Source organism: Vibrio sp. 2132-1 (genome assembly GCF_033344315.1).
The window spans coordinates 1-535 of record NZ_JAWPON010000775.1; the positions used below are offsets into that span (position 1 = coordinate 1).

1 protein-coding gene is annotated in these 535 nt (G+C 37.6%); it reads right to left on the bottom strand.

Features of this window, described 5'->3' with window-relative positions; all coding sequences use genetic code 11:
* The coding region (locus tag R8N47_RS27925; RefSeq protein ID WP_318186450.1) for a hemerythrin domain-containing protein at positions 1-334 on the bottom strand (334 nt) is incomplete at its 3' end.
* Positions 335-535: the final 201 nt, after the last annotated feature.

Here is a 535-nt window from a genome sequence, read left to right on the forward strand (position 1 = left end):
AATCCAATAACTGCTCCGCTGATTGCCGATTATCTTCGTTAATAAAACTTTGCATGCTGACAATATCGCCCATAAAAGTGCGATGTACTTGAATATGCTTTTGGAGATGCTCGTGATGAATACCCACTTCTCTCATTAAATTTTCCTCTTCTTTGAAGTGAAATTCGGCGTAACGAGAGAGTTCAAATAACGCGCTCTGAATATCCGCTATCGAAATCGTGTTTCGCGTCAAAAGTTTGCCGTACTTATTAATAAACTCAACGAGATACTGGTGCTGATCGTCAACATCTTCGATTCCTGTTTCAAAATAGATGTCCCAACGAAATGAATTCAACGTTACTACTCCCAATATCGACGAGTCTATATCAAGTCACCATGCCGCAACCTGAAATACCATAGTAAATATAGGGAATAGTAACGATAAAAGTTTTCTAACGCCTCACTGAGTAGTCAAAATAATGACAAAGATCTCCATGATGGATTATTTTCGCTAAGCAATTCAGCAAATCTAAAAATAATACTGTATAGAGAGTTC